Consider the following 25,880-nt stretch of genomic DNA (forward strand, 5'->3'; position numbering starts at 1 on the left):
TGTCTGTTGCCCGGGTTTTGACCCCGTTGCCTGCCAGTCACTGTGCCCGGCCCTAAAACAACAGGCTCTCGTCCCCACCCGGGTTCTGACCCCGTAGCCCGCCAGTCACTTCGCCCGGGTCTAAAACAACGAGCTCCGCGTGTTGCCCGGGTTTTGACCCCGTAGCCAGCCAGTCACCTTGCCCGGCCCTAAAACAACAGGCTCTCGTCCCCACCCGGGTTCTGACCCCGTTGCCAGCCAGTCACTTCGCCCGGGTTAGAGCCGCGTCGTGCTGCGCATCGCACCCGGCTCCGCCTTGCGTCACTGGGTTGTCTTCGGGCGGGCTTCGTGCACGGTCTTGCGTACCCGCCCGGCTCTCGCCGCCGTCGCAGGCCGTTCACTGCGCGGTCGTGGTCCAGGGGGCGACGGGTCTACGTTCGCCCGGCCCCGTGGGCTCCGGAACTCACCGCACCCACCACCCAGAAGCCCGCTCTCCTCCCCCTCCCTGCTCGCGAGTTGTCCGCCGGCCCCGTGGGCTCCGGAACTCACCGCACCCACCACCCAGAAGCCCGCTCTCCTCCCCCTCCCTGCTCGCGAGTTGTCCGCCGGCCCCGTGGGCTCCGGAACTCACCGCACCCACCACCCAGAAACCCGCTCCGCCTCCCTCTCCCTGCGCGCGAGTTGTCCGCGAGTTATCCACATCGCGGTCGTTATCCACAGGTCGTGCGGTGGGCCGTTTGGTGGAGTACGCGTGGGGTGGGGTTACGTTCGCCCCAGCGGGGCGGGCTCTGGGCCCCCACCGAAAAGAGGTCACCGTGTCGCGAACTCGCCGCCGCCCCAGTCGCTCACCGCCGCCACCCCACTCGCCGGGCCTCGCTCACCCCCTCGGCCGGGAGCCCGTCGCCTCCGCCGCCGCTTCCACGTGCTCTTCCCCGTACGCGGTGCGCACGCCCGAGAACGACAGGCCGGAGGCCTCGGCGAGGGCTTTGAGGGTGTAGGGGCGGGGGGCGACGAATTCGCGGGCGTAGGCCAGGAGCTTGCGGATGTCGTTCTCGGCGGCTTCGCGGCGGGCGCGGGACTCCTCCAGTGCGGCGAGGAGGGGGTCGACGCCGCCGCGGTCCCAGGCGACGCGGAGGTCGGCGATGAGTTTTTCGCGGCGGGCGGACACGTCCTGGAGCAGGGCGGTGTAGTACTCGGCGACGGCGGGGATGCGGACGTCGCCGGGGGGTTCGGGGCGGGGGTGGAGGATGGCGGCGATGTCGTCGAGGATGGCGTAGGCGCTACGGTCGCTCATGTTCGCAGTGTACGCAACTAGTTGCGACTATCGCAACTTTGGAGGGGCCACTCCCCGGGAGTGGCCCCTCTTATCCACAGGACGTGTGGACAACCTTGTGGAATGCGCCTGTTTTCTGTGGAGAACGTGTGGACAGGCTGTGGAGGGTGTGTGGACTACTGCTCGTCGAGCGAGTTCACGACCTTGATCTCGATGCTCGACTGGTTGGGCACCGAGCCGTCCTTGAGGGTGCGGTCGCCCAGGACCCGCGAGGTCTCCGGGTCGAGGATCAGCTCCCAGCGGGCGCCGGTCGCGGTGAACTCGATGCCGAGGGCGACGCCCACGCGGCCGAGGTAGTCGGTGACGGTGCCGTCGGTGCGGGTGACGCCCTTCAGTTCGGCGAGGGCCGCCCAGATCAGGGCCCGCTTGGCGGGGGTGGCCGCCGTCTGGGCGAGGGTGAGCAGGTTTTTGGCGGTGAAGCGGAAGATCTGCCCGTCCTGGTAGTCGCGCTCGGCGAGGAACTCGGGAGTTCCGGGCGTCAGGCGGAGGGGCCCGGTGCCGCGCTGGCCGTCGTGATCCCAGCGGATGGCCGCCAGCCACTCCGCGCGCCACTGCTCGGCGATGGCGGCGGGGTCGCCGGTGAGGGCGTCGAGGTAGGCGGGACTGGGGTCGAGGAAGGTGAGGGCGGGCAGGGCCTCGTCGGGGAAGACGTTGGCGTAGGGGGAGCCGTCGTCGGCGAGGCCGGACTCCTTCTTGTCGGCCATCTGCCGGAACGGGTCGTTCCAGGTCCGCCACTCGAAGGGGGACAAGGTGGTGGTGAGCTCCTTGAAGCCGGTGCCCTGGACGTGCTCCAGGATGTACTGCCCGGGCTGGAGGGTGGTCGCCTCGCCGGTGGCCGCCTTCATGGCGAAGTAGGCCAGCACGGTCCGGGCGTCGGCATTCGGCGCGAGGGCCTCCTGCGTGACGGAGGTGTCGGGGCCGGGTGCGGCGGTGGGGTTGCCGGGTCCGGCCAGGGCGAAGGCGCCCACGGCGATGGCGGCCACGACGGGTCCGCCGATGAGGCCGAGGCGCTTGGGGGTGAAGAAGGTCTTGCGGGTCACGGTGCGTCCTTTCAGGAACTCCGCGCGCATGGACGCCAGGCGCTGCGGGGATGGTGCGTCGGTGTCGTCGCGGAAGGAGGCGACGAGGCGCAGGTCGTGGTCGTCGGTCATGACGCGCTCCGGTTCGGAAGTGAACGGGTCAAGTGGGTGCGGACGGTGTTCCGGGCCCTGCTGAGCCGCGAGCGGACCGTGCCGTCCGGGATCGACAGCGCGGCCGCGATCTCGGGGTAGGACAGGTCGGCCACGGCGAACAGCAGCAGCACGTCCCGCTGCTTCGCGGGCAGGGCGGCGAGCGCGCCGGCCAGCGCACGTGAGGACATCGACGCCTCGACCCGGTCGAGGCTGCGGTCGGTGCCGTCGGTGGTGGCCAGCGGGTCGACACCGGTGCGGGCGAGCATCTTGTAGGCGCGGGCCTCGTCACGGCGATGGCGCCGCAGGAGGTTGGTGCAGATGCCGTAGAGCCACGGCAGTGCCTGGCCCCGGGCGGGGTCGAAGCGGTGCCGGGCGCGGAACGCCGTCAGGTACGTCTCGGAGACCAGGTCGTCGGCCAGGTCGGCGCCGACGCGGCGGGCGCAGTAGCGATGCAGAGCCGCGGCGTGCCGGTCGAACAGGACGGTGAAGCCGTCGGGGGAGCCGGAGACGAGCTCGGCGTCGCCCACGGCCTCGGGCGTCCTGGCGCGGGCGGTGCCTCGCGCCGCCCTCAGGGGCGTCGGGTTGGCGGGAATGGTCGTCACACCCGGTACTTGCCCGCCCGGGCGGTCAGGGTTCCACCGTCTCGGTCAGCCGGGCTTGCGGCCGGTCCACAGCAGCCCGGCGGTGCCCTCGGCGACGCGGTCCTCGTAGACGCCGACCTTGTAGGTGATCAGCTTCAGGGCCTCCTGGAGCTGGTCCATCTGGGTCAGGACGCGTTCCTGGTGCTCCTGGAGGATCGCCAGGCGCTCGCGCTCGTTGCCGGGGCCCTGTTTGGCGAGGGCGACGTAGGCGCGGATGGCGTCCATGGGCATCCCCGAGGCGCGGAACTTGGTGATGACCTGGTTGAGCCAGTCGACGTCGTCGGAGGTGTAGACGCGGCGGCCGTTGGCGTCGCGCGTCGGCGGCGTCACGAAGATGCCCTCGCGCTCGTAGAAGCGCAGGGTGTGCACGGACAGGCCGGTCCGTTCGGCGACCTGGCCGATGCTGAAGCGCTCGATCACCTGCGTCATGGCGGCAACCCTACGCCCGGTCCGGGCTCAGGAGCGTTGCCGCAGGTAGCGGTCGAAGTGGGGGACGGTGAAGGCGACCACGCCGCGTTCCTCGGCGAAGATCAGGCCCTTCTTGATCAGCGAGTCGCGGGCCGGGGACAGGCTCGACGGTTTGCGGCCCAGGACGCGGGCGACCTCGGCGGTGCTCACCGACTCGGCCAGGGACGTGGCGGTCAGGTCGGCCATCGCGCGCATGTACTCGCGTTCGGCGGGTGTGGCGCGCTCGTAGCGGGACCCGAAGAAGCCCACGCCCAGCTCGGCCTCGGCGGCGGGCGCGGCGACCCGCACGTCCTCGGCGGTGATGGGCGCGACGGGGGCGTGGTCCCAGGTGGCCTTGCCGTAGGCCTGCACGAAGTACGGGTAGCCGCCGGAGTGCTCGAACAGCGCCGCCAGGGCCTCGGCGTCGAAACCGGCGCCCTCCTTCTCGGCGGGGAGCGTCAGCGCGAGCGCGGCGTCGTCGGCGGTGAGCCGGTCGATGCGCAGGTAGGTGAACAGCCGCTCGGAGTAGGACTTCTGCGCGCTCAGCACCGCCGGCAGGTGCGGCAGGCCCGCGCCGACCACGATGAGCGGCGTGCCCGCCTGGGACAGCTCGTGGCAGGCCGCGCACAGCGCCGAGACGTCGGCGGGGGTGAGGTCCTGCATCTCGTCGATGAACACCGCCAGGCCGGTGCCGACGTCGGCGGCGATCTCGGCGGCGTCGGTGAACAGCTCGACCAGGTCGATCTCGATGTCGCCGGAGTCGGCGCGGCCGGTCACGTCCGGGGCGTCGATGCCGGGCTCCCAGCGCTCGCGCAGCTTCGCGCCCGCGGGGTTGCTCTTCAGCGCGAAGGCCCGCAGCGTCGACAGGAACGCCTCCACGCGCTCCGGCGCGCGGTGCCGGGTGCCCAGTTCCCGGACGGCCATGTGCAGCGCGCCGGACAGCGGCCGCCGCAGCGACTGGTCCGGGCGCGCCTCGATCTTGCCGGTGCCCCACAGCTTCGCGATCGCCTGCGAGCGCAGCGCGTTCAGCAGGACCGTCTTGCCCACGCCGCGCAGCCCGGTCAGCACCAGTGAGCGCTCGGGGCGGCCGTGCGAGACCCGGTCCAGGACCACCTCGAAGGCGCGCAGCTCACGCTCGCGTCCCGCCAGCTGCGGCGGCCGCTGCCCGGCCCCGGGGGCGTACGGATTGCGCACGGGATCCATGGTCTGGGAGCGTATCGGGAACTATTGGCCGGACGCTATACACGCGCCGGTGATAAGGTCGCCCGGTCAGTTCTTCCACGCTCACGCAAAGGGTGAGGCCATCGATGCGGGTCGCCGTCTAGGCCACCGGCACGAACCGCGGCGGTGATCGCCGTCCGGTGGCGAGTCCACCTTCCCGGGCTTCCGCACGCCCGAAATCCGTGAGCGAAAGGTTCTTCCCACAGTGGACAAGTCCATTCAGGACTACACGCGCGCCAACGTCGCCCAGGGCGGCCTCGGCGTCAACGTCGGCCCCTTCTTGTGCCGCTTCGACCCCGACAGCGCGATTCCCGGCCTGAACTACGCGATCCCCGCCGACGGGGCCGCGCCCACCGCCGGCGAGCTCGGCGAGCTCCATGCGGCCTTCGCCGAGCGCGGGCGCACCCCGCGCTTCGAGTTCGTGCCCAGCCGCTCGCCGCGGCTGGCCGCGATCCTCGAAGAGCACGGCTACACCGTGTCCCACCGGGGCCGGATCATGGCCACCGAGGCCGTCCTCGACGTTCCCGCGCCCGAGGGCGTGACCATCGTCGACGCCCTCGACGAGGACGCCTGGTACGGCGCGGCGGCCGTCCAGTTCCCCGCCTTCGGCGAGGCGGTGCCCGGCCGGGAGGGCGCGATCTCCTGGAAGCGCCGCTCGGTGTCGCGCGGCGGGGCCGTCGCGGTGGCCCTCGTCGACGGCGAGTACGCCGGGGCCGGTGAGTACACCCCACCCATCGGCGGTGTCTGCGAGGTCGCCGGGATCGCCGTGGGCGAGAAGTGGCGGCGGCGCGGCATCGCCTCGGCGATCACCGCCCACCTCACCCGCCGCGCGCTGGGCGAGGGCGTCCGCACCGCCTGGCTCGATCCCGCCGACGAAGGCGCGCAGCGTGTGTACGCGCGCGCCGGGTACGTCTACGTCGGTGAGTCGCTGCACATGACCCGCTAGCGGGTCACGACGGCCGCCTGCGCACCCAGTAGGCGGCCGTCAGCACCAGCACCGCCGGGCCCCACAGCAGCAGCGGCGCGTAGCAGGCGTAGAGGATCCCGAGCTGCCACGCGCTGCCGTGGAAGCCCGGGCCGTGCCCGCCCAGGGCCCACCAGCAGAACACCAGGACGCCGATCCCCCCGAGCACCGCCGGGACGACGGCCACCGGGCGCGGGATCGTCCGCCCCCGCAGCCACGGCACCCACCGGGGCACCCGCTCACCCCACGGCCGCACCAGGCCCAGGGTGAGCAGGCCCAGGCCCTCGGTCACCAGGCTGAGGGTGGGGATGTAGAAGTACTCCCACCAGTGCATCGGCTCGTCCCCGGCGAGCAATGGCACGCCCGCGACGAGGAGGATCCGCCACACCCCCGAGGGCAGCACCATGAACGGGACGGCGTGCGCGAGCCGGTTCGCCCAGCGCGGGACGGGACGGGCCGTGGCCGGCTTGGCCGCGGCGGGTTTCGCGGGAGCGGTGAGGGTTGCCATGGGACGAGCCTCGCCGAGCGGGTGGGGGTACGGCGTCACCTCGGGGAGGGGACCGGGTCCCCCGGGCGGGGGAACGCGACCCCGCGCCCGCTCGGCCCGGCGGCCCATCGCGCGGGCTCGCGGACGACCGGTGCCGGGTGGTGGGCGGCTCGCGCGCTTCCGGCGGGAGGGTGAGGCGCGATCGCGGCTCTCACGGCCACACCGGGTCCCCGGCCCGGCGAGGGCGGCCCGGCCGCCTCACGTTGCGGGAGGCAAGGGACCCCACCGCACGAAGGCCCACCCGGGCACCGGCGTCCGGCCCGGTGCCCGTCACGGCCTCGGCTCACACCGTCCAGCACACCCCGGCTCAGGACGCCACGTACGGCCGCGCCGTCCGCGCCTCCCGCAGCGACTCCGCCCACCACTCCAGCTGGTCGAGCAGCGCCGCCAGCGCGGCGTCCACCTTCTCCGCGTCGTGCGGCTGCCCGTCGGCGTCGAAGCGTCCCCACGCGCCGTGGAAGCTGACGGTCTCGCGGATGGTCACCGCGTGCAGTTCGGCGAAGACGGGCCGGAGGGCCTCCACCGCGCGCAGGCCGCCGGAGATGCCGCCGTAGGACACGAAGGCGACGGGCTTGCCGCGCCATTCGGCGCCGACGGAGTCGATGGCGGTCTTGAGCGGCCCGGGGAACGAGTGGTTGTACTCGGGGGTGATGACGACGATGGCGTCGGCGGCGCCGATGCCGGCGGTGAAGCCGGGACCGGGCGCGACCTCGGCGAGGTCGACCTCGTCCAGCTTCAGCTCGGGACGGCGGCCGGCGCGGTCGATGAACCAGTTCTTCACCACCGGCGCGAACCGCCCGTCGCGGACGCTGGCGATGATGACGGCGAGGCGGTACGGCTCATGGGTCATGGCTGGGTTCCCTCCGGGAGGCACACCGGCGTTCACCGGCTGGAGGGAACGCTAAGACCTCAACTTGACTTCAGGTCAAGTCCCGGCGCCCAGGACGGCGGTGAGCAGCACGACCGTGTCGTCGGTGGCGGTCAGCCCGTGCCGCTCCTGCGGGATCGGGTAGAGCTGCCCGGGGACGAGGTCGGCGTCACCGGAGGCCGCGGTGACGCGGACGCTCCCGTACAGCACCTGGAGACTGGCGGCCTCGGGCGCGTTGTGTTCGGCCAGGGACGTCCCGGCGGTCAGCGCGATGATCGTCTGCCGCATCGGCCCCTCGTGGACCAGCAGGTGCGCGCTGCGTCCGTGCGGGTCGGCGGCGGCCTTCTCCAGGTGCTCGCGGATGAGCAGCGGCAGATCGTTCATACGGGCCTCCTTCGCCTCATGGTCGCAGTTGCCCCGGCCCGCGGGGGCCGAAACTTCACACGTCGGTGAGGGCCCGCAGCCGCGCCTCGCCCGCCAGGCGCGCCCGCCACGGCCCGTCGGGCGTCTCGGGCCCGGTCTCCACCGCCCACCGCAGCGCCGCCGCGACGGTGTCGGCGCCCGGGGGCGTGCCCATCGCGAGCGCGGCCGCCTCCAGCAGTTCCCGGTCGACTTCCCACATCTGTGACATGCCCGAACAACGCGCCAGCGGCCCCGGAGGTCACGCCGTGCGCCACTTTCGCGGCGGGCGCGGGCCCGTCCGACCATGCGCCGTTCCCCGTACGGGTGGACCCGGGTCACCCCGTCGGGCGGGATGTCCGGCCCGCACGCATACGTCCCAGCTTTCGCCCAGGTTCGGTCGTGTACTGTCCATCGCTGACGCACCCCCGGCAGACCTCCCCGGCGAGTACGCCCCGGCCACGACGGAGTCCGCACCTCGTGCATTCCCTGCAGACGAACACCGGCTCCGCGCCCGCGATCCCGCTCCCCGCTTCGGCCTTCTCGCGCGCCCGCGCCTGGCTGTTCGGTGGACGGCGCCGCCGGTTCGCCATCACCCTCGCCGTGGTGCTGGGGACGCTGGTCGCGGTCAACATCCTGCGCAGCTTCGGGCCGGTCAACTCCGGCCTCATCGCCGGGCCGATCGCGGCGGTGGCGCTCATCGTCCTGGCCCGCAAGCACGGGCTGACCTGGACCGACCTGGGCCTGGGCCGCCGCAACTGGCTGCGCGGCGCGCTGTACGCCCTGGCGTCGGTGCTGGTCGTGGGCGGCGTCTACGCCATCGCGATCGCGCTGCCGTTCTCGCGGATGGCCTTCGTCGACAGCCGCTACCAGCTGCATCCGGGCGCGGCGTTCATGACCGCCTTCGTGTTCATCCCGATCGGCACGATCCTCCTCGAAGAGGTCGCGTTCCGGGGTGTGCTGTTCGGCCTGGTCCGCCGCCACCGGGGCATCGCGTGGGCGTCGTCGGTGTCCTCGCTGCTGTTCGGGGCGTGGCACATCCTGTCGTCGCTGAACCTGGGCGCGCGCAACAAGGCCGTCACCTCGGTCCTCGGGACGGGCGAGATCGCCAAGATCGCGGTGCTGGCCGGGGTCGTGCTGTTCACGGGACTGGCCGGTCTGCTGCTGTGCGAGCTGCGCCGCCGCAGCGGCAGCCTCCTGGCCGCCGCCGGGCTGCACTGGGCGACCAACGGGCTCGGCGTGATCGCGGTGGCCGGGCTGTTCGCGCTCACCACCTAGACCTTGGGGCACGAAAAACCCCGCCGGACCGCGTCCGGCGGGGTTCTCCATGTGGCTTCTAAGCCTCCAGCATGTCGTGCCGGATCACGTTCTGGTCCCGCGCCGGGCCCACCCCGATGACCGAGATGCGCGTCCCGCACAGCTCTTCGAGGCGCTCCACGTAGGCCTGCGCGTTCTTCGGCAGGTCCTCGAAGCGGCGCACGGCGGAGATGTCCTCGCTCCAGCCCTCGTGGAACTCGTACAGCGGGGTCGCGTGGTGCAGCGCGGTCTGCGTCATCGGCATCTCGTCGAAACGCTCGCCGTCGATCTCGTAGCCCACGCAGACCGGGACCTTCTCCAGCGCCGACAGCACGTCGAGCTTGGTCAGGAACAGGTCGGTGATGCCGTTGACGCGGACGGCGTAGCGCCCGATGACCGCGTCGAACCAGCCGCAGCGGCGCTCGCGGCCGGTCGTCGTCCCGTACTCGCCGCCGACCTTCAGCAGGTGCTTGCCGTTGTCGTCGAACAGCTCGGTCGGGAACGGCCCGGCGCCGACGCGCGTGGTGTAGGCCTTGATGACGCCGATGACGCGGTCGATGCGCGTCGGGGGGATGCCCGCGCCGACGCAGGCGCCACCGGTCGTCGGGTTCGACGACGTCACGAACGGGTAGGTGCCGTGGTCGACGTCCAGCAGCGTGGCCTGCGCGCCCTCCAGCAGGACGTACTCGCCGCGCGTGAGGGCCTTGTCCAGCAGCAGCCGCGTGTCGTCGATGTACGGGATCAGCCGCTCGGCGTAGCCCATGTACTCCTCGACGACGGCGTCGATGTCGATCTTCTTGCGGTTGTAGACCTTGACCAGGACCTGGTTCTTCTCCCGCAGCGCCAGTTCCAGCTTCTGGCGGAAGATCTTCGGGTCCAGCAGGTCCTGCGCCCGGATGCCCATGCGCCCGACCTTGTCGGCGTACGTGGGCCCGATGCCGCGCCCGGTGGTCCCGATGCGCGCCGAGCCCAGGTAGCGCTCGACGACGCGGTCCAGCGCCCGGTGGTGCGGCATGATCAGGTGCGCGTCGGCGGAGATCTTCAGCAGCGAGACGTCCACGCCCCGCGCGGACAGGCCGTCCAGCTCGTGCAGGAGGACCTTCGGGTCGATCACCACGCCGTTGCCGATGACCGGCACGCAACCCGGGGTCAGCATCCCGGTGGGCACGAGGTGGAGCGCGTACTTCTCGCCGTCCGGCGTGACCACCGTGTGCCCGGCGTTGTTGCCCCCCTGATAGCGGACGGTGTACTGCATCCGCTCGCCGAGGAGGTCGGTGACCTTACCTTTGCCCTCATCGCCCCACTGGGTTCCGACGAGCACGATCGCTGGCATATCTTCGCCTTCCCGGGTGACACCCGATTACCGAGTCAGGGTAGTCGGGCTCCTGATCACGCCGACAACCCGGTGGGTACCAAGGTCCGCGCCGTCCACGATACGGACGCCCGCCGTTCACCGCGCATGATCCGCGTCACCGGGTCGGGTATACACGACGGGGTGCACCGCCACCCCCTCGGCGCGATCCGCGCCTACGACCGCTGGCTGCGCGACGAGTTCGTGGCCATGAACACCGTCCTCGAAGAGCACTACTTCACCCGGCGCGCCGACATCCTGCCCGGCCACGAGGACGTCCGCGCCTCGCTCCTGCGCGACGGGGCGTCCCTCATCGCCGCGATCACCACCCTGCCCGACGACCCCGCCGAGCGCTACGCCCTCCTCGGCGCCGTCGGCTACCACGCCGCCGCCTGCGCCCGCCACGAGACCGGCGAGCCCGCCGACCTCGCCCCCGAGTGGTCGCTCCTGCGCCGCCTGGGCACCTCCCTGGGCGTGGCACCGCGCTACACCTTCGCCCACCAGGCCCTCTACAACCCCGCCGCCGGCGACGCCTTCTGGACCTTCACCTCCATCCCCGACGAGCGCGTCTTCATCACCCGCAACGGCCAGGCCGTCCTCGCCTACCAGCGCGCCGCGGCGGCCCTGCGCCGCGTCCCCGCGATGGGCGTGTCCAACCCCGTGGCCACCTACCTGCTGGAGGACGCCGTGGCCGCCCTCGGCGACGTCCTGCGCTTCAACCGCGCCCTGGCCGCCGAACTGGACCCCGACCGCTTCTATTACTGCCTGCGCCCCTACTTCAAGACCCACCGCGTCGGCCGCGTCGAATACCGCGGCACCAACGCCGGCGACTTCGCCGCCATCAACGAACTCGACCTCCTGCTGGGCCTGTGCGACCCCGCCGACCCCTTCTACCAGGAGATCCTCGCCGAAAAAGAGCCGTTCCTGCCGCCGGGCGACGCGGCCACCATCCAGTCCGCCGTCCGCACCGAGCCTCTCCTCTCGCGCTTCCTGCGCGAAGCCGCCGACGGCGTTACACCCGTCCTGGCGGAGAACGCGCGCCTGTACCTGGCGGCCTGCCGCGCGCACGGCGCGGCGTACGCCTTCCACCACGGCCGCCTGGTCACGCCGTTCCTCGTCGCGAAGGCCCCCACCGCGGAGACCGACGGAGTGACGGCGAGCGGGCCGCCGCTGGAGGCGGTGGTGGGGATGCTGGCCCGGCTGAGCGACCTGCGGGCGGGGCGGAAGAAGGACGGGACGGCTTGGGAGGGGCTGGAGAGGCTGCGGGAGTTGGTGGGGTAGGGCGTTACGAAAGTGGTTATGCGCGGTCAGCGATCCGGAGCTCCTGACCAGCAGAAACACCTCACGCAGCGACCGTGTGCTCCCAAATGGTGTGCGAATTGCAGCTGATAGCATGAAGTCGTCGCGGTGATGTGCGCCCACGAACGGAAAGCCCCGAAGATTCGGGGCTTTTTTCATGCCCTGAGCCCGGTCAGATGACCGGGCTTTTCGCTTTCCCGAGGTTGCCAGGTGACGATCCACATCCAGCTCGACGCCAAGACGATGGCGATCATCCTGATCGCCCTGCTGCTATTGAGCGCCACACTCGGCCTGCTTCGCATCGCCCGACGCACGGGCCGAAAGGAGCCGGGAGCGCGATGAGCAAGAAATCCGACCCGATCGCCGCCCAAATCGCCGATCTCGCGGACCGCCGCAGCGCCTTGATCAGGTTTTTCGGGCCCTCCACCAAGATGCTCATCGAGTACTGCCTCGACGGCGTCTCGGTCGCCGACATCGCCAAACGCCACCGCATGCCCCTCGACAAGGTCGACACGCTCGTCCGCCGACGGCTGGAGGTGGGCGGGCGTGGCGCGGCCGGGCGCGAGTTCATACGCGCACTCGGCCGTGAAGACGCCGTGGGCTGCCTCGAAGAACTCGCCCTGGCCCTCACCGGGTCACCGATGTGCGCGCACTGTCGGCGCGGCTTTGCATGGAACACGGCGGGTCGGCCCGCCGTCTACTGCGGCGGCAGCTGTCGTCAAGCCGCGTGGCGCCGCCGCCGCGCGCAGCCCGGGTACGAACCGGTCGAGCTTCGACTGCCCGAACCACGCGAGGTCTCGCCCGGGGAGATGGCCCGGATCCTGGCGGGGAGGAACAAGGGTTTCCTCGATGAGCTGCTCTTCTTGGAGCGGTACGAACGTGGCGAACACCCCTCCCTCGCCGGTGTGCGCGAACGCCGCCATCGGCGTGCCTGCCGTCCTCTACGCGTTTGGGAATCCGACGGCGACTTCCGTCGCCTCACGATCGGCCGTCTCTACGATTGGGCGTTCCTCGAAGCCGTCGGCCGCCCGCGCTGTCCATCGAGCCGCACACACGAGTTCTACGAACTCTCTGCCTACGAGAAGGCCGAGGAAGTCGCCACCCGCATCCGCATCGGCGAGCCCGGCGACTGGCGCGAACTCGATCTCCTCACCCCATGACCCGCGCGACTCCCGCCCACCCGCCCCGATCCGCCCCTTACACCCCGGCCTACCCTCACCCCGTGGACATCATCCTCCTGCGCCTCGCCGACGGCAGCCCCAGCTGCGGACCCCGGACGCCCGCCCTGGCCTGCGCCGACGCGCTCAAGGCGGGTGGCGCCACCGTGCGGCACGAGGAGGCGATCGACGACGCGGGCATCGACGCGGTCCTGGAAGAGGTGATCGCCTCGAACACGCCGCTGGTCCTGGCCGCCGACACCGACGCGCAGGTGCGCGGCGTGTGGCGGCGGGCGGTGCGGCTGCTCGCGCCGCCGCCGAGTCAGCGGCCCGACGACCTGCCGGCCGGGCGCACGGTCCCCGATCTGCCCGCGATGGCGATCCTGCCGCTGGCGCAGACCCCGGACCTGGTCGCCGAGCTGGGCCTGCCCGCCACGCCCGAGGCGGTCGCCGAGGCCGTCCTGGCCGGACGCACGCAGCGCATCGACCTGCTGCGGCACGACGGCGGCTCCGCCACCGTGCACGGGGTGCGGCTCGGCGGGGGCGACACGCCGTGGCACGGCAAGGTCGCCGTGGACGACCTCATCCTCGCCGACGGCAAGCAGCGCCTGCTGACCGTCGTGGTGGCCAACGCGTCCGGATACGCCAGTGTGGACGGTCTGCCGCTGGCCGAACCCGACCCGCTCGACGGGCTGCTGGACGTGGCCGTGGCGGTCCCCGTCGTCAAGCGCGGCCTGCTCAGGAACAAGGTGCGCGTCGAGGTGCGGCGCGCCCGGGGACGCGCGGTCGCGATCACCCCCGACGCCGAGATCCCCTATATCGACGACGGCGTGATCGGTACTCTCGCCCGCAAAAGGACATGGTGGACGGAGAAGCACGCCGCCGCCGTCTACATCGGCCACACGATGTGAAATCACTACTTCGGGTCACGGCTCGCGGTCGCGCTGTACTGTTTGCTGAATAGCCGCCAACTGGCGACAATCGGCAGGTACCAGCAGACTCTTTGGCGAGGAGCGCCCGGTGGACACGCCGCACACCGAGCACGGGGCCCAGCAGCACGCCGCCCAGGGACAGGTCGACATCGACGAGGGCACCACCGTCCAGTGGTCGCCGTTCGGTCCGCCGCCCGCGCAACCGGCTCCCCCGCAGCACGCCGCGTACCCGCCGGTGGCGCACCCGTCGCTGGACGAGGCCACCGACCCGATCCCGGCGGTCGCCACGCAGCAGCACCCGCAGATGCCGCAGCCGCAGGTCTACCACCCGCAGGGCTTCGGCCAGCCCTACGCCGAACCGCAGGCGCAGCCGCCGCAGTACTACCCGGAGCCGCAGGCCCAGCAGTACTACCCCGAGCAGCCGCCGCAGGCGCATTACCCGCCCTCGCAGGAGCTGGTCCCCTACCCCGACACGCCGGGCTCGCTGGACCGTCCCGCCGTCACCGCCGACGACTTCGCCCGGCGCCGCGCGGTCAAGCCGCCGCAGCCGGTGGCGACGATGGGCCTGCGCGCCGTCCTGCGCAAGGGCAGCTTCGGCGCGATCAAGATGGCCCCGGGCCGCAAGGAGCAGGACGTCACGCGCGCCACCGAGATGGTGCGCCGCAACTTCGGCGGGCTGCGCCAGGTCACCGTCATCAATCCCAAGGGCGGCGCGGGCAAGACCGTCGCGGTGCTGATGCTGGCGATGACCTTCGGGCAGCGGCGCGGCGGCTACGTCCTGGCCTGGGACAACAATGAGACCCAGGGGACGCTGGGCATGCGCGCCCAGCAGGACTTCCACGTCCGCACCGTCCGCGACCTGCTGCGCGACATGGAGCAGTTCCGCGGCCCCACCGGACGCGTCGGCGACCTGTCGCAGTACGTCCGCGCGCAGGGCGAGGCGATGTTCGACGTGCTGGCCTCCGACGAGTCGGCCACCGCGGGCGAGATGCTCACCTCGGCGGCCTTCGGGGAGATCCGCGAGATCGTCTCCCGCTTCTACAAGCTCATCGTGGTCGACACCGGCAACAACGTGCGCGCCCACAACTGGCAGTCGGCGATGGACGCCACCGACCAGCTCGTGGTCACCATGTCCGCCCGCAACGACTCCGCCGAGACCGCCGCGCGCGCCCTGGACCACCTGGAACAGACCGGCCGCCAGGACCTCGTCCGCCGCGCGGTGACGGTGGTGTCGATGCCCGCGCACCGCAAGGACCTGGACCTGCCGGCCGTCCAGCGGCACTTCGCCGCGCGCACCCGGCAGGTGCTGCTGGCGCCCTATGAGCGACTGCTGGACTCCGGTGAGCCCATCCGCTACGGCCTCCTGTCACAGGCCACCCGCGACGCGTGGCTGAAGATCGCCGCCGCCGTCTCCGAAGGACTCTGACCTCCCCAAGGACCGACCCCTCAAAGGACCCTGATGCTCATAGCCGTCATAGGCATCGACGGCGCGGGAAAGACCTCGCAGGCCCACGACCTCGCCGGGTGGCTGCGCGCCTGGGACTGGCCGGTCCGCTACGTCCCCAACCAGACGCTGCTGCCGGTCCGGCGCGCGCTGGACCGCATCGCCGTCGAGGACGGCCTGCGCGACCACACCGAGCTGCTGGACGCCGACACGATGCGCCTGCTGGCGGCGGGCGCGCGCCTCGCGCAGCTGCACGACGCGCTGTCCGATCCCGCGCCGGTGACCGTCGTCGACCGCTACACCTACTGCCAGTACGCCGCCGCGCGCGTCCTGGGCGCGGGCAACGAGGACGTGCTGCGCCGCCTCAACCGCGAGCTGCCCACCCCCGGCCTGGTGCTGTACCTGGACATCGAGCCCGAGGAGGCGCGCCGCCGCATCAAGCTACGCGGCGTCGACGACGAGAGCCTGGAGTTCCTGGAGGGCTTCCGCGACGCCTACCGCTCCCTGCCCGAGTACGGCGGCTTCACCCACATCGACGCCAACGGCGGTTTCGACGACGTCCAGGCGCGCCTGCGCGAGGCCGTGCGGGCGGCGCTGGCCGACTAGCCTCGGCCGGATGCATCCCCCACGCCTGCAAGAGATCGCCGCCGAGATCGACCACCTCGAAGCCACCGGCGCCGACCCGGCGCGACTGGCCGCCGGGATCACCGGCCTCCTCCACGCCACCCTGGCCCGCACCAGACCGCCCGGCCTCCGCGTCCGCGAGAAGGCCCTCGCCTACGTCGTCCGCGACGGCCGGCTCCTCGTCTTCACCCACCCCGATCACCCCCTCGCGGGCCTCCAGGTCCCGGCGGGCGGCATCGAGGACGGCGAGCCGCCCGCCGAGGCGGCGCTGCGCGAGGTCCGCGAGGAGACCGGCGTGGAGGGGCGCGTCGTGGCGTCCCTGGGCGTGTTCGAGTACGACATGCGGCCCTACCGGGACGAGGTCCAGCGCTGCCACGTGTTCCACGTCGAGCCCGAGGGCTCGGTCCCCGAACGCTGGCGCGGCGGCGAGGACGGCATCGCCTTCGAGTGCTTCTGGATCCCCGTGCGCGACGGGCACGTCCTCGCCGGTGGGCAGGGCAGCCTGCTGGGACGGCTGCCCTAGAGCGGCCAGCCGAGTTCGCGCAACGCCCGCTCCAGCCGCTCCCGGCCGGCGCGGGTCTTGAGCGCGTGCAGACGCCGGCCGTCGGCGTCCCTGAAGACCGCCTCGCGGCCCACGGTCACCGAGGCGACGGCCTCGCGGGCGAGGAAGCGCGAGCGGGTGGCGTACGTCCACGTGAGACGGTCGGCGGAGACCTCGACGGACCGCGGGCGCACCTTCGTGGCCCGGTAGAAGGCGACGGTGAAGCCGAAGGAGGCCACCCCGAGCCCGCCGCTCCAGCCGCCCTTGGGCAGGTCGTAGGAGTCCCACAGGACCCCGCGCACAAGCACGAGAGCGGCGAGCAACCCCCCGATGGCCACGCCGAACGACAGGACCGCCAGCGGCAACCGGCTCGGGCGCCACCAGTTCGACAGCCGCGCCGCCTCCTCCTCGGTGACCAGCGGAACCGAACGGCCGTCGAGATCCTTCTTGCGGATCCGCATCGGCGCGACCGGGACGCCGTGCCAGCCCCATCCGTGCGCGACGGCGGCGTCCCGCACAACGGCCGGATCGAAGCCGTACAACGGCAGCGTCCGCCCCGCGACACTGCTGTTGCCGTACTGCCGCAACACGCAGAACGGGCCGCTCCCCCGCGTGTCGAGCACCCACCCGTGCGCCCTGCGCAACGACTCCCGCAACCCGCCCGGACGAACGAGGACGATCTCAGCGCCGGTGACTTCGAGCGCCGTACCGGTCCGCCGGTCCAGCCACGTCCACGGCGGCCCGCCGGGCGCGGCGGTGAGGACGGTGGGGGAGGCGGGTTCGAGAGGCTTCGGGCCGGGCGGGGATGGGGTGGGTGGCACGGGAGGTGTGGAGGGTGTGGAAGGCACGGCGGGCGTGGTCATCGGGCACCTCGGGGTGGGGTGGAAGCGCGGGGCCGGGCACGAGCCGCGTCAGTCTAATGTGACCCGGCCCACGCCCGTCACGCGCTTTTGGCGGGCTCACCCCGGGCACACCGGCCACTCCTGCCGGGTTCGCCCGTCACTCGCTTTCGCCGGGCCTACCGGGCCGCTCCGGGGACGCCTCAGACGTCCCCTGCGGAGACTGCGGCCCCGTTCGCCATGAACAACACTGGGACGTTGCCCCGCGTGGCCTTCGAGTAAGGACAGAACCGGTGCGCCTCGCGCACCAGCCCGGCGGCCGCCCCGGCGTCCAGCACGGGCAGCGTCACGTCGAGCTCGGCGGCGAGCGCGAACCCGCCATCGTCCTGCTTCACGAGGTGCACCCGAGCATCGATGGCGACACCCGACGCGTCAAGGCCCCCCTTGCGCGCAAGCATCACCAGCACCGACTCGAAACACGCCGCCCATCCGATCGCCAGCAACTGCTCGGGATTCGCCCCATCACCCGATCCCCCGAGCGACTTGGGAAGCGCGAGACGCAGGTCGAGTACGCCATCGGACGTGGCCGCCCGCCCATCCCGCCCACCGGTGACGTGAGCCTCGGCGGTGTAGGCGATGCGATCCGGACCAGGCGCGGGGACAGGGGCGGGAACGTGGACGGGCGCGGGGACAGAGCTGGAAGCTGCGGGGTGGGACATGGGACTCCTCTCTGAGACACCCGACGCTATGAGCCCCGGCGCGCACCCTCAATTCCCGCGAGGGAATCGCCCTTCACTCGCCACCGCGCACCCTCGCGAACCCGAACCCGAACCCGACCCGAAGCGGATTCCGGATCCGGAATCCGCTTCCGCTCCCGCTTCCGCTTTCGCTCCGGCTTTCGCTTCCACGAGGCCTCTCACGCCGCCCACTAAGCCCCCGGCCAACCATTGCAACTCCGGCCTTTCACCGGCCCGCACGCCCTGCATCCCGTGACCGGAACCGGACTCCGCTTCCGCCCACCAAGCCAGCCCCCCAGCCACCTGCCACCCCCTACCGGAACCGGACTCCCCTTCCGCTTCCACAGCCCAACCCGTTCACCCGGCCGCCCCTCCACACCCCACCCGGCCCGGTCCGGCTCGGCCTGGTCCGGCTTGATCTGGTCTGGCTTGATCTGGTCTGGCTCGGCCTGGTCCTCTCATCCTCGACAAGCCATGCGTGGCCCCACTCCAACCCACCCGCCCCGGCCCGGCCCGGCCCGGCTGGCCTGGCCCGGCTTCTCATCCTCGACAAGCCACGTTTGGCCTACTCCACCCCGCCTGGCCCGGCCCACCCACTTGGCCCGGCCCAGCCAGCCGGGCCCGGCCCCGGCCCACCCCGGCCCTCTCAACCTCGACTAGCCATGCGTGCTCGCACCCGTCGCGTCCCGATGCGGAACCGGATTCCGGTTCCACGCCCCACCCGCCAGTCCCGACTAGTCAGCCTCGGCCACGCCGGAACCGGATTCCGCTTCCACAAGCCGTCCCAGCCCCAACCCGCCCACCCCGCCCGGCCCGGTCTGGCCCTGCCCTGCCCTGCCCCGTCCGAGTCTCGCCTGGCCGCGCGTGCCCCACCCCGTGCCGGAACCGGATTCCGGTTCCGGCACACCGCTCATCGGCCCTGACTAGTCAGCCCGGCCCCACCAGAGCCACACCCATCGCCGAGAACCGCCTGCGAACCCGGAACCGGATTCCGCTTCCACAAGCCGCCCCGGCCCTCCAGAGCCACAGCCTCACCCGCCGCCACCGCCACCGCCGGAACCCGATTCCGCTTCCCCTTCCGCGCCCGCCCCACCGGCCCACCCCTCGCCACCCCCTCCTCACCCACCCCGTCCCGCCTCGCGAGACCCGTCCCGGTTGCAGTGACGAACATGACCGGCCCCAACCAGAAAGGTCCCTGCCCATTGGCCGTTTTCCCGTCTAACCTCTCCCGCGTCCCCCTTTCCGGCCGCCCTCACCCGGAGTCCCTCCGTGTCTCGAAACGACACAGCCCGTAACGACACAGCCCGAGACCGCACCCCCCTCCCCCTCTCCTTCTGGCTCATCTGGACCGCCCTCCTGGTCAACAAGCTCGGCGGCTTCGTGATGGTCATGATGACCCTCTACCTCACCAACGCCCGCGACCTCGACCCCGGCACCGCCGGTCTCGTCGTCGGCGCCCATGGCGCGGGCGCGATCGGGGGGATGCTCACCGGTGGTGTCCTCGCCGACCGGATCGGCCGCAAAAAGACGATCGTCCTCTCGATGTTCGCCACCACCGCCGCGTTGCTGGTCCTGGCGTTCGTGGCGAACGTGTTCGCGATCGCCGCGCTGGTCACCGTCCTCGGTTTCGTGAGCGTCATGGCCGGCCCGGCCGCCATCGCGGCGATCGCCGACGTCGTCGTCGAGTCGGAGCGCTCGCGCGCGTTCAACGTCATGTACTGGGCGCAGAATCTCGGCATGGGCGCGGCGGTGCTGCTGGGCGGCTTCCTCGCCTCCTACTCCTTCACCCTCCTGTTCGTGCTGGACGCGGTGGGCGCGGCCGCCGCCGGGCTGCTCGTCCTGCTCGGCGTGCGCGAGTCGCTGGCGCGTTCGACGCCCGGGCGCCCGGTCGACCGCGGCTCGCTGGGCGTGGTCCTGAAGGACCGCCCGTACATGGTCTTCGTGGGCCTGACGTTCGTCCTGGCGCTGCTGTTCGCGCAGTCCAGCAGCATCGTCCCGCTGGCGATGACCGCCGACGGGCTCTCCGAGAAGCAGTTCGGGACGGCGCTGGCCGTCGGGACCGTCCTCGTCGTCCTCGGGCAGCTGGCCGTGCCGCGCCTGATCGACCGCTGGCGCAAGGCGCCGGTGCTGGCGGTGGCGTTCGTCCTGATCGGCGTGGGCTACGGGGGTCTCGCGCTCGCCGACGGGTTCGGCCCGTACGTGGGCTGCGTGGTGGTGTGGACGATCGGGTCGATGCTGGCCGCCCCGCCGAACGCGACGATCATCGCCGAGCTGTCGCCGGGCCCGATGCGCGGCCGCTACCAGGGCGTGTTCAACGTGACCTTCGCCGCCGCCGCGCTCGTCGCGCCCTCGGTGGGCGGCTTCTCGCTCCAGTACCTCGGCGACTGGCACTGGCCGATCGTCGGGCTGCTCGGCGTCGCGGCCGGTATCGGGCACCTCGTCACCGGCCCGGCCAGGGAGAAGGCCGTCCGGGACCGCCTGGCGGTCACCGGCGTGGCGCGTGTAAGCGAACTCACCCGCTAACGACGCGACATCGTGATCAACCCGTGCGTGTAATGGTCGCTGTCCCCCGCCGTCCCTTACTCGCCCGGGAGGTCGACCCATGCGCCGCTGGCTCACCGAGACCGCCGGAGGGCTCCCGCGCACCTTCTGGCACCTGTGGACCGTCACCCTGGTCAACAGTCTCGGCGGCTTCGTCGGGACGTTCCTGACGCTGTACCTGTCGACCGTCCGGCACTTCGACGCCTCGGTCATCGGCGTCATGCTCGGCGGGCTGGGCCTGGGCGCGGTCGTCGGGACGCAGGTCGCCGGCGTCCTCGCCGACCGGTGGGGACGCCGTAAGACGCTGCTGCTGGCCAACGCGATGACGGTGGCGGTGCTGCTGTCGCTGGCGGTGGTGCGCGACGTCGTCGGCATCGGGCTGCTGCTGGTCGTCCTGGGCGCCTCGCAGAACATGGCGCGCCCGGCCTTCTCGGCGATGATCGCCGACCTCATCCCCGCCGCCGAGCGCGTCCGCGCCTACAACCTGAACTACTGGGCGATCAACCTGGGCTTCGCGGGCGCGGCGATCCTGGCCGGTTTCGCCATGAGCCTCACCCCGTGGCTGATCTTCGTGATCAACGCCGGAGCCGTGGCCTCCACCGGGCTGCTGGTCCTGCTGCGGATCCCCGAGACGCGCCCGACGGCCGTCCCGGTCCCCGACAGCACCCGGACGCTCAAGCAGGGCGGCTCCTTCGCGGTGATCCTGCGGGACCGGGTCTTCCTGGTGTTCGTGCTGCTGACCTTCCTCCCGTCGTTCCTGATGTCCTCGCTGGGCGCGCTGCTGCCGCTCCAGGTGACCGCGCGCGGGCTCACCCCCCAGGAGTACAGCTGGATCATCGCCACCAACGGCGTGATCATCGTCTTCGGCCAGCTGTTCATCCCCCGCCTCGTGGACGGCAAGCGCCGCACCCGCGTGCTGGCCCTGGCCTCGCTCTTCTGGGCGGCCGGCGTCGGCGTGACCGGACTGGCCACCGGCGTCCCCGTCTTCATGCTGACCGTGCTCGTGTGGACGATCGGCGAGATGCTCCAGACGCCCGCCAACTCCGCGACCGTCGCCGACCTCTCCCCGGCCGACATGCGCGGCCGCTACCAGGCGATGTTCTCCCTGGCCTGGCAGGCGGCGATGCTGGCCGCGCCCGTCCTCGGCGGCCTCGGGCTGAAGTACCTGGGCGGCATGTGGTGGGCGGTGGCCGCCGCGATCGGCGTCGCCGCGGCGGTCGGCAACCTGCTGGCCGAGCCCTCCCGCACCCGGCGTCTGGCCACGGCCGCGAAAGAACGCGAGCTGACGTCAACGCGGGGTTGACGAATGCGTCCGCGTCAACTTATGGTTGACGCATGAACGCACCTGTGAGGCTCGATGACCTCATCGAGTACGTGAAGACCCAGTCCGGCACGCCCCTGGAGCAGCTGTCCGCGGCGTCCGAGCTCGCCGCACACGTCGGCGAAGTGGCCGATCACCTCATCGGCCACTTCGTCGACCAGGCCCGCCGCGCCGGGGCGTCCTGGAGCGACATCGGCGCCAACATGGGCGTCAGCAAGCAGGCGGTACAGAAGAAGCACACCCCCAAGGAGCCCGGCAGCTTCACCCGCTACACCGCCCGCGCGAAGAGCACCATCACCGCCGCCTCCGCCGACGCCCGGCAAGGTGGGGCCGCCGAAGTCACCGACACCCACGTGATGATCGCCCTCCTCGCCGACCCCCAGAGCCTGGCCGGCCACGCCATCGCCGCCCAGAAGCTCGACGTCGCGGCCCTCACCGCCGAACTCCGCGAACGCCTCCCGGAGAACCCCGAGACCCCGCCCGAGCACATGCCCTTCGGCAAGAGCGCGGTGAAGGTCTTCGAGCTGTCGCTCCGCGAAGCCCTCCGCCAAGGGCACAACTACGTCGGCACCGAGCACATGCTCCTGGCGATGCTCCGCGAGGACCCGAACGCCTACCCGATCGACCTGGCGGCGGCGGAGAAGTGGATCCTCGACGAACTCGCGACGGTCTGGGGGCAGTGAGCCGGGGTTCGGGCTCTGCCCGGTCCTGTACTGCCCGGCCCGTCTCGACTCAACCTGTCTCGACTGGACACGACGCGGCTTGACATGACCCGGCCCGGCCGACCCGGCTGATCCGGCCCGGCTTGATCTGGCCCGTCCCGACCGGCGAACGAGCTCGCGCGGAGCCGCCACCATGGCGGGCGGCTCCGCGCGATTCGCCACTTCGTCACCCCGACCCGACGGCAGGCCATCCGTGCCCCACGGACTCACGGCACCCACGCAAGCCGACGGCCCTCACCGCCACAGTCACCATGCGAGCCACCGGACACCGGCCCCCACCGCCCAGGCAGCTTCAACGACCTCCGCGGCGTCTCCGTCATCCCGGTGCCTTCGACTCCGGCTCCGATCAGGACACCGGCACCGCCCTAGCGGCACTACCCTTCCTAGCCACGGCACGAGAACCAGCCGGGCTGGCAGCAGTGGCGCAAGCCGCCCCCGGCCCGCTACCCCGTGATGTGCTTCCGGAAGCTCCCGCGGTGCATCTCCCGCACCTCCACCGTGATGTGCACCGGCGGCGGCGCGTCCTCCGCGAGGCTCTCGCGCAGCAGCTCCAGCACGAGCTCACCGACGCGTTCGCGGATCTCCTCGGTGCGTCCGTCGAGGAGCCCGAAGTCCACGTGCAGCAGGCGGTCGGACTCCTCGCCCGTGCCGATCACGTACTCGCCGATCGGCAGGAACCGCGTCTTGAAGTCCTGCAGCTTGGCGTTGATCATCGGCGAGGCCGACTCGTGCAGCTTGCGCGCGAATCCGGCGCGGTCGAGGTGCGCTTCGAGGTCGGCGGAGTAGGACACGACGATCTGCGGCATGGTGCTCTCCTCGTGTTCACGAACCGGCGGGGCCGGTCCGGCTCGCTACGGCAGGGTCGCGCGGATCGCGCCGACCGGCACGCCGCGCCCGTACAGGATCGACTCGCCCGCCTTCTCCAGCGCCTCGTTGACGACGCCGAGCCGGGCGAGTCCGGCGACGGTGACCGGCAGCGCCGCCCGCCGCGCGCCGTCGTCGATCTTCAGCGCGAGCGCGCCCACACCGGGGATCGCCATCGCCCACACGCCCTCGGCGCCGACCTTCGAGAGCATCCCGGGGACGGCGCGCATGAAGCGCGTGTCGTGCCCGCGCGTCCCGGCGACCTGCTCGGGGTTGGCGCGCATCGCGTCGGCGACGGCCCGCTCGTGCGTGCCGGGCGCGGCCTCGACGAGGCCGAGGAACGAGCGCGCGAGGGCGGTCAGGCTGAACGCGAAGAGGGGCGCGCCGCAGCCGTCCACGCCGCTGGCGGCGATCGGCTCGTCGATCAAGTCGGTGACGGTACGGGCGATCTCCTTCTGCAGGGGATGCCCGAAGTCGAGGTAGTCGCCGGTGCTCCAGCCCGCGGCGACGCAGGTCGCCAGCATCGTGGCGTGCTTGCCGGAGCAGTTCATCAGCAGCCGCGTGGCGCCCCCGCCCACGGCGAGGACGGCGTTGCGCGAGGCGGCGTCGACCGGCAGCTCGCGCGGGCAGGCCAGGTCGGTCTCGGTGAGCCCGGCGTTCAGCAGGATCCGGCGGACACGCGCGACGTGGAACGGCTCGCCCCAGTGGCTGGCCGCGGCGATCGCCAGGTCGGCCGGCGCGGGCAGCGGCAGCCCGGCGCGCAGCATCCCGACGGCCTGGAGCGGCTTGTTCGCCGAGCGCGGGAACACCGGGCCGTCCGGATCCCCTGCCGCGTAAGCGATGTCGCCTCGCCCGTCGACCAGCACGAGGGAACCCCGGTGGAGTCCCTCGACGAACCCGGAACGAACGACCTCGGCGAGTACCTCGCCACCCTTGTAAACCACGGCTGAAACGTATCTTTCCGAGTCGATCACGGACAAGGCTTTCCCGGTTGATCTAGTTCACGGGCGGATGCCCAGCAGCTCCCGCGCCTCGTCCGGCGTCATCGGCGGCCGCTGCGCGATCCGCGCGAGTCCCGCGGCGCGCGCGACGAGCTGCGCGTTGCCCTTGACGGGCTGGCCCTTCGCGTAGGTGAGCGTGTCCTCCATGCCGACGCGCAGGTGCCCCTCGGCGCCGAGCGCGGCGAACATGACCGGGAGCGTCGTCCGCCCGATGCCCGTCGCGGAGAACGTCGTCCCCGCCGGGAGGTGCTCGCGCATCTGCTGCTTGGCGGCGATGACGGTCTCGGCCGTCCCCGGCGCCCCGCCCGGCACGCCGAGCACGAAGTCGATGTGGACGTGCCCGCCGAACGGCAGCCCGTGCTTGTCCAGCAGCCGCCCGAGGGACGCGATGTGGCCGATGTCGAAGATCTCGTACTCGGGCACGACACGCGCGGACTGCATCCGCTGGTGCAGCTCGACGATGAAGTCCCAGCGGTTCATGAACACGTCCGGGCCGAAGTTGACCGTGCCCATCGTGCAGGACGCCATGTCCGGCTCGGCTTCCAGCACCCGCAGCCGGTGCTCCTCCGGGTCGGTGACCGCGCCCCCGCTGGACAGCTGCACGATCAGGCTCGTGGCGTCCCGCAACGCGCCGACGGTGTCCTTGAGCCGCCCGAGATCGAGCGACGGCTTGGCCTCGCCGTCCCGGATGTGCACATGGATGACGCTCGCCCCCGCCTGCTCGCACTCTTTGGCGGTCGTGACGAGTTCGTCGATGGTGACCGGCAGGGCGGGAACCTGCGACTTCTCGGACTCGGCGCCCGTCGGCGCGACGGTGATCAGCGTCTTTGCTGGCATGAGCTTGATCCTGCCAGGCCGAAGAGCGAGACGTAAAGGGCGGTGGGTGTGGAGTTTGAGGACCGGACACAGGGTGAACAAGAGGATTTCCGCCGGAACGGGTGGATCTCGGGAAGAAGTCCGGCACCCAGCGTGACGGGTGACACGGTCGGGGAGTGGGTCTTCTTGTGGACGGGCCCACGCACCCCGGGCGCGTCGCGAACCCACCTCGACGAACGAACCCACGCCGACCCGGCGAGCCCGCCACACGTCGCGTAAGCCAGGCGAGCCAGTCGAGCGGGCCGGGCAGGCGGGCCGAGCGAGCTCGAACGAGCGTCGAGCGAGCTCCGAACGGGGACCGCTCCGGTGACCCCTAATCCCCTGTGAGGGCTCCGGAGGGGTGCGGTAGAGTAGCGAAGTTCCTTGGCCAGGTAGCTCAGTTGGTACGAGCGTCCGCCTGAAAAGCGGAAGGTCGCCGGTTCGACCCCGGCCCTGGCCACCAAGAGAACGAAAGAGCCCCGGGCCTCGCGGTCCGGGGCTTTTTGTCGTCAGGTTGTCGCGGGAGCCATCGGCCCGCCATCAGAGTCACCGGAGCATCATCACCCGATCCTCAGCGGCCGTCACCCACAGCGGATCACCGCCCGGTACTCACTGTCCGCCGCCCGCCGGATCCGTGCCCGCGGCCCGACCTCACCATCCGGGCCCGCCCAGACGGCTCATGAATCAGCTCGCTCATGGGCCAGCCCGCACATGGATCAGCCCACTCCCTGCCGCCCGGCTCCCACCACCGGCACAGGACCAGGCCAGCTCACCAGCAGCCCACC

At 71.8% G+C, this 25,880-nt stretch carries 26 protein-coding genes, 1 tRNA gene and 1 pseudogene; 13 read left to right on the forward strand and 15 right to left on the reverse strand.

Annotation, left to right across the window (positions count from 1 at the left end):
- Window positions 1–856 precede the first annotated feature (856 nt).
- From QSK10_RS10370 to QSK10_RS10390, 5 genes are all read right to left on the reverse strand, one after another.
- On the reverse strand, window positions 857–1,273 hold the full coding sequence (locus QSK10_RS10370) for a hypothetical protein (protein ID WP_285662421.1): 417 nt from the start codon (window positions 1,271–1,273) through the stop codon (window positions 857–859).
- Window positions 1,274–1,428: 155 nt separating this feature from the next.
- Window positions 1,429–2,463 (reverse strand): hypothetical protein, encoded by a 1,035-nt coding sequence (locus QSK10_RS10375; protein ID WP_285662422.1) that lies wholly within the window; start codon window positions 2,461–2,463, stop codon window positions 1,429–1,431.
- Window positions 2,460–3,086, reverse strand: coding sequence for an RNA polymerase sigma factor (locus tag QSK10_RS10380; RefSeq protein WP_285662423.1), 627 nt, complete (start codon window positions 3,084–3,086; stop codon window positions 2,460–2,462). Before QSK10_RS10380 ends, QSK10_RS10375 begins: the two co-directional genes overlap by 4 nt.
- A gap of 45 nt (window positions 3,087–3,131) precedes the next feature.
- Entirely contained in the window at window positions 3,132–3,554 is a 423-nt protein-coding gene (locus QSK10_RS10385) for a MerR family transcriptional regulator (RefSeq protein ID WP_285662424.1), read from the reverse strand.
- Between the two features lie 27 nt (window positions 3,555–3,581).
- Window positions 3,582–4,775: an ATP-binding protein gene (locus QSK10_RS10390; protein ID WP_285662425.1), complete on the reverse strand. Its 1,194-nt coding sequence runs from the start codon at window positions 4,773–4,775 to the stop codon at window positions 3,582–3,584.
- A 223-nt stretch (window positions 4,776–4,998) separates the two neighbouring features.
- On the opposite strand from QSK10_RS10390, the gene QSK10_RS10395 reads away from it, so the two are divergent.
- Window positions 4,999–5,739, forward strand: a complete 741-nt coding sequence (locus QSK10_RS10395; protein ID WP_285662426.1) for a GNAT family N-acetyltransferase — start codon at window positions 4,999–5,001, stop codon at window positions 5,737–5,739.
- Between the two features lie 4 nt (window positions 5,740–5,743).
- Here the strand turns inward: QSK10_RS10395 and QSK10_RS10400 are convergent, their stop codons facing one another.
- The 4 genes from QSK10_RS10400 to QSK10_RS10415 all read right to left on the reverse strand — a co-directional run bounded on the left by QSK10_RS10400 (window position 5,744) and on the right by QSK10_RS10415 (window position 7,803).
- A complete protein-coding gene (locus QSK10_RS10400; RefSeq protein WP_285662427.1) occupies window positions 5,744–6,265 on the reverse strand; it encodes a hypothetical protein in 522 nt (173 codons plus the stop codon).
- A gap of 346 nt (window positions 6,266–6,611) precedes the next feature.
- Window positions 6,612–7,154 (reverse strand): NADPH-dependent FMN reductase, encoded by a 543-nt coding sequence (locus QSK10_RS10405; protein WP_285662428.1) that lies wholly within the window; start codon window positions 7,152–7,154, stop codon window positions 6,612–6,614.
- 75 nt (window positions 7,155–7,229) lie between these two features.
- Window positions 7,230–7,556, reverse strand: a complete 327-nt coding sequence (locus QSK10_RS10410) for a cupin domain-containing protein (protein ID WP_285662429.1) — start codon at window positions 7,554–7,556, stop codon at window positions 7,230–7,232.
- 55 nt (window positions 7,557–7,611) lie between these two features.
- Window positions 7,612–7,803, reverse strand: a complete 192-nt coding sequence (locus tag QSK10_RS10415) for a hypothetical protein (RefSeq protein WP_285662430.1) — start codon at window positions 7,801–7,803, stop codon at window positions 7,612–7,614.
- Window positions 7,804–8,051: 248 nt separating this feature from the next.
- Between QSK10_RS10415 and QSK10_RS10420 the strand changes: the two genes are divergently transcribed.
- Window positions 8,052–8,849: a CPBP family intramembrane glutamic endopeptidase gene (locus QSK10_RS10420; protein WP_285662431.1), complete on the forward strand. Its 798-nt coding sequence runs from the start codon at window positions 8,052–8,054 to the stop codon at window positions 8,847–8,849.
- A gap of 58 nt (window positions 8,850–8,907) precedes the next feature.
- Here QSK10_RS10420 and QSK10_RS10425 read toward each other — a convergent pair whose 3' ends face one another.
- Window positions 8,908–10,200 carry an adenylosuccinate synthase gene (locus QSK10_RS10425; RefSeq protein WP_285662432.1) on the reverse strand — a complete coding sequence of 431 codons (1,293 nt, stop codon included), beginning with the start codon at window positions 10,198–10,200 and terminating at the stop codon, window positions 8,908–8,910.
- A 162-nt stretch (window positions 10,201–10,362) separates the two neighbouring features.
- On the opposite strand from QSK10_RS10425, the gene QSK10_RS10430 reads away from it, so the two are divergent.
- The 7 genes and pseudogenes from QSK10_RS10430 (at window position 10,363) to QSK10_RS10460 (ending at window position 16,197) form a co-directional block, all read left to right on the forward strand.
- Complete coding sequence (locus QSK10_RS10430; RefSeq protein ID WP_285662433.1) at window positions 10,363–11,499, forward strand: monodechloroaminopyrrolnitrin synthase PrnB family protein; 1,137 nt, start codon at window positions 10,363–10,365, stop codon at window positions 11,497–11,499.
- A 228-nt stretch (window positions 11,500–11,727) separates the two neighbouring features.
- The gene (locus QSK10_RS10435; RefSeq protein WP_285662434.1) at window positions 11,728–11,859 is read left to right on the forward strand and encodes a hypothetical protein; all 132 of its coding nucleotides are present in this window, start codon (window positions 11,728–11,730) and stop codon (window positions 11,857–11,859) included.
- The gene (locus tag QSK10_RS10440) at window positions 11,856–12,677 is read left to right on the forward strand and encodes a hypothetical protein (RefSeq protein WP_285662435.1); all 822 of its coding nucleotides are present in this window, start codon (window positions 11,856–11,858) and stop codon (window positions 12,675–12,677) included. Before QSK10_RS10435 ends, QSK10_RS10440 begins: the two co-directional genes overlap by 4 nt.
- Before the next feature lie 62 nt (window positions 12,678–12,739).
- Window positions 12,740–13,585, forward strand: a complete 846-nt coding sequence (locus QSK10_RS10445; protein ID WP_285662436.1) for a diacylglycerol kinase family protein — start codon at window positions 12,740–12,742, stop codon at window positions 13,583–13,585.
- A gap of 196 nt (window positions 13,586–13,781) precedes the next feature.
- Window positions 13,782–15,032 (forward strand): annotated as a pseudogene (locus tag QSK10_RS10450) (MinD/ParA family ATP-binding protein); the annotation flags it as partial.
- Window positions 15,033–15,065: 33 nt separating this feature from the next.
- A complete protein-coding gene (locus QSK10_RS10455; protein WP_285662437.1) occupies window positions 15,066–15,656 on the forward strand; it encodes a dTMP kinase in 591 nt (196 codons plus the stop codon).
- Between the two features lie 10 nt (window positions 15,657–15,666).
- Window positions 15,667–16,197: an NUDIX hydrolase gene (locus QSK10_RS10460; protein WP_285662438.1), complete on the forward strand. Its 531-nt coding sequence runs from the start codon at window positions 15,667–15,669 to the stop codon at window positions 16,195–16,197.
- Here QSK10_RS10460 and QSK10_RS10465 read toward each other — a convergent pair.
- Entirely contained in the window at window positions 16,194–17,036 is an 843-nt protein-coding gene (locus tag QSK10_RS10465; protein ID WP_285662439.1) for a YqeB family protein, read from the reverse strand. The genes QSK10_RS10460 and QSK10_RS10465 overlap by 4 nt on opposite strands.
- 221 nt (window positions 17,037–17,257) lie before the next feature.
- Complete coding sequence (locus QSK10_RS10470) at window positions 17,258–17,773, reverse strand: organic hydroperoxide resistance protein (RefSeq protein WP_285662440.1); 516 nt, start codon at window positions 17,771–17,773, stop codon at window positions 17,258–17,260.
- 1,287 nt (window positions 17,774–19,060) lie between these two features.
- On the opposite strand from QSK10_RS10470, the gene QSK10_RS10475 reads away from it, so the two are divergent.
- The 3 genes from QSK10_RS10475 (at window position 19,061) to QSK10_RS10485 (ending at window position 22,336) form a co-directional block, all read left to right on the forward strand.
- Complete coding sequence (locus tag QSK10_RS10475) at window positions 19,061–20,314, forward strand: MDR family MFS transporter (RefSeq protein ID WP_285662441.1); 1,254 nt, start codon at window positions 19,061–19,063, stop codon at window positions 20,312–20,314.
- Window positions 20,315–20,393: 79 nt separating this feature from the next.
- Entirely contained in the window at window positions 20,394–21,635 is a 1,242-nt protein-coding gene (locus QSK10_RS10480) for an MFS transporter (protein ID WP_285662442.1), read from the forward strand.
- A gap of 32 nt (window positions 21,636–21,667) precedes the next feature.
- The gene (locus QSK10_RS10485) at window positions 21,668–22,336 is read left to right on the forward strand and encodes a Clp protease N-terminal domain-containing protein (protein WP_285662443.1); all 669 of its coding nucleotides are present in this window, start codon (window positions 21,668–21,670) and stop codon (window positions 22,334–22,336) included.
- 482 nt (window positions 22,337–22,818) lie between these two features.
- Here the strand turns inward: QSK10_RS10485 and QSK10_RS10490 are convergent, their stop codons facing one another.
- Genes QSK10_RS10490 through QSK10_RS10500 form a run of 3 tightly spaced genes read right to left on the reverse strand, consistent with a single transcriptional unit; the run spans window position 22,819 to window position 25,077 of the window.
- Window positions 22,819–23,181 (reverse strand): 5-carboxymethyl-2-hydroxymuconate Delta-isomerase, encoded by a 363-nt coding sequence (locus QSK10_RS10490; RefSeq protein ID WP_285662444.1) that lies wholly within the window; start codon window positions 23,179–23,181, stop codon window positions 22,819–22,821.
- Window positions 23,182–23,226: 45 nt separating this feature from the next.
- Window positions 23,227–24,183 carry an asparaginase gene (locus QSK10_RS10495; RefSeq protein ID WP_285662445.1) on the reverse strand — a complete coding sequence of 319 codons (957 nt, stop codon included), beginning with the start codon at window positions 24,181–24,183 and terminating at the stop codon, window positions 23,227–23,229.
- Window positions 24,184–24,240: 57 nt separating this feature from the next.
- Window positions 24,241–25,077, reverse strand: a complete 837-nt coding sequence (locus QSK10_RS10500) for a beta-keto acid cleavage family enzyme (RefSeq protein ID WP_285662446.1) — start codon at window positions 25,075–25,077, stop codon at window positions 24,241–24,243.
- Between the two features lie 404 nt (window positions 25,078–25,481).
- Here QSK10_RS10500 and QSK10_RS10505 point away from each other — a divergent pair.
- Window positions 25,482–25,558, forward strand: a tRNA-Phe gene (locus QSK10_RS10505).
- Window positions 25,559–25,880 lie beyond the last annotated feature (322 nt).

Origin of the sequence: Actinorhabdospora filicis (assembly GCF_030269765.1) — a bacterium.
In the GTDB taxonomy this organism is placed as follows: Bacteria; Actinomycetota; Actinomycetes; order Mycobacteriales; family Micromonosporaceae; genus Actinorhabdospora; species Actinorhabdospora filicis.

Coding starts and splice junctions, on each gene's coding strand:
- QSK10_RS10415 (WP_285662430.1), bottom strand. CDS start 7,803: ATGTCACAGATGTGGGAAGTCGACCGGGAACTGCTGGAGGCGGCCGCG.
- QSK10_RS10490 (WP_285662444.1), bottom strand. CDS start 23,181: ATGCCGCAGATCGTCGTGTCCTACTCCGCCGACCTCGAAGCGCACCTC.
- QSK10_RS10440 (WP_285662435.1), top strand. CDS start 11,856: ATGAGCAAGAAATCCGACCCGATCGCCGCCCAAATCGCCGATCTCGCG.
- QSK10_RS10500 (WP_285662446.1), bottom strand. CDS start 25,077: ATGCCAGCAAAGACGCTGATCACCGTCGCGCCGACGGGCGCCGAGTCC.
- QSK10_RS10385 (WP_285662424.1), bottom strand. CDS start 3,554: ATGACGCAGGTGATCGAGCGCTTCAGCATCGGCCAGGTCGCCGAACGG.
- QSK10_RS10470 (WP_285662440.1), bottom strand. CDS start 17,773: ATGTCCCACCCCGCAGCTTCCAGCTCTGTCCCCGCGCCCGTCCACGTT.
- QSK10_RS10425 (WP_285662432.1), bottom strand. CDS start 10,200: ATGCCAGCGATCGTGCTCGTCGGAACCCAGTGGGGCGATGAGGGCAAA.
- QSK10_RS10480 (WP_285662442.1), top strand. CDS start 20,394: ATGCGCCGCTGGCTCACCGAGACCGCCGGAGGGCTCCCGCGCACCTTC.
- QSK10_RS10460 (WP_285662438.1), top strand. CDS start 15,667: ATGCATCCCCCACGCCTGCAAGAGATCGCCGCCGAGATCGACCACCTC.
- QSK10_RS10455 (WP_285662437.1), top strand. CDS start 15,066: ATGCTCATAGCCGTCATAGGCATCGACGGCGCGGGAAAGACCTCGCAG.
- QSK10_RS10410 (WP_285662429.1), bottom strand. CDS start 7,556: ATGAACGATCTGCCGCTGCTCATCCGCGAGCACCTGGAGAAGGCCGCC.
- QSK10_RS10375 (WP_285662422.1), bottom strand. CDS start 2,463: ATGACCGACGACCACGACCTGCGCCTCGTCGCCTCCTTCCGCGACGAC.
- QSK10_RS10400 (WP_285662427.1), bottom strand. CDS start 6,265: ATGGCAACCCTCACCGCTCCCGCGAAACCCGCCGCGGCCAAGCCGGCC.
- QSK10_RS10390 (WP_285662425.1), bottom strand. CDS start 4,775: ATGGATCCCGTGCGCAATCCGTACGCCCCCGGGGCCGGGCAGCGGCCG.
- QSK10_RS10485 (WP_285662443.1), top strand. CDS start 21,668: ATGAACGCACCTGTGAGGCTCGATGACCTCATCGAGTACGTGAAGACC.
- QSK10_RS10370 (WP_285662421.1), bottom strand. CDS start 1,273: ATGAGCGACCGTAGCGCCTACGCCATCCTCGACGACATCGCCGCCATC.
- QSK10_RS10405 (WP_285662428.1), bottom strand. CDS start 7,154: ATGACCCATGAGCCGTACCGCCTCGCCGTCATCATCGCCAGCGTCCGC.